Raw genomic sequence first — 1,314 nt, 5'->3', positions numbered from 1 at the left:
TGGACTGACCCCACGCCCGTAGACAAATTCTGTCCTCACGATGAGGCCTGTTCGAAGGCCTCCGGACTGACGCCGCCGAGGTGACTGTGGCGCCGGGCCCGGTTGTAGAACACTTCAATGTAATCGAAGATATCGGCCCGGGCCAGATCCCGGGTTTTATAGATGCGTTTTCTGATCCGCTCTTTTTTCAGCGAACTGAAGAACGATTCGGCCACCGCATTATCCCAGCAGTTGCCACGCCTGCTCATGCTCGGGGCCAGGTTATTGGCCCGGCAGAAGCGCTGCCAGTCGTCACTGCCGTACTGGCTGCCCTGGTCCGAGTGTACGATAACCTCACCGTCCGGTTTTCGACGCCAGACGGCCATCATCAGCGCGTCGAGAGCCAGTTCGCGAGAGAGAGTGGGCTTCATCGACCAGCCGACCACGTTACGGGCGAAGAGATCGATAACCACCGCCAGATACAGCCAGCCCTGCCAGGTGCGGATGTAAGTGATGTCTGTAACCCAGACCTGATTGGCCCGGACAACGGTAAACTGCCGCTGCACGCGATTAGGGGCAACCACTGAAGGCCGGCCGGCGATACGACGCGGCGCTTTATAGCCGCGTACGGCTTTGATCCGGTTTTGTTGCATAATACGACCCACCCGGTTTTTGCCGCAGGTTTCCCCGATCTCATTCAGATCGCCATGAACCCGACGATAGCCATAGACGCCACCGCTAAGGGAATATGAATCGCGGATGAGCGTCAGCAGACGCTGGTTATCTTTATCCCGCGCAGAGACCGGGTTGTGCAGCCACGCATAGAACCCGGCCCGGGCGACATTCAGTACCCGACACATCGTCATCACACCCCATACAGTGCGGTGCTCATTGATAAAGCGGTACTTCAGTCGGGCTCCCTTGCAAAGTACCGCGCGGCCTTTTTCAGGATATCCCGTTCTTCCTCAGTGCGCTTCAGCTGTGCCCTGAGCTTCAGGATCTCGCTTTTGGCTTCCAGTAAATCCCGGGCATGCTGTTCGCTGTTATCAGGCTTGATAGCCCGTAGCCACTTGTAGAGGCTGTGCGCAGAAACGCCCAGACGGTCGGATACTTCGGCAACGGAATAACCGCGCTCCGTTATCTGACGGACGGCTTCTTCCTTAAATTCAGGTGTAAATCGTGGTGTGCCCATACGCTTCTCCTATGCTCAAACTATAGGGCAGGATCGTCTACCGGGGCGGGGTCAGTCCATTATTTGCGAACAGCGCTCTAGTAAAATGAAGTCATACCAGGCGCAGTTACGCAAATGATCTGGAGCGAAGCAATTAGCTTTTC

At 56.5% G+C, this 1,314-nt stretch carries 1 protein-coding gene; it reads right to left on the bottom strand.

From position 1 onward, the window contains the following. Positions 1-35 precede the first annotated feature (35 nt). Positions 36-1,171 (bottom strand): IS3 family transposase gene (locus UTM25_RS21830; protein WP_206689213.1). Its coding sequence is split into 2 segments (ribosomal slippage): positions 36-925 and positions 925-1,171, totalling 1,137 coding nucleotides; the frame shifts between segments, so codons are not numbered across the junction. Positions 1,172-1,314 lie beyond the last annotated feature (143 nt).

This window comes from Enterobacter sp. 61D5 (genome assembly GCF_034107965.1).
Taxonomy (GTDB): domain Bacteria; phylum Pseudomonadota; class Gammaproteobacteria; order Enterobacterales; family Enterobacteriaceae; genus Enterobacter; species Enterobacter cloacae_M.
Note: the sequence above shows the minus strand (reverse complement) of the source record. Positions and strands in the feature narration are given on the sequence as shown.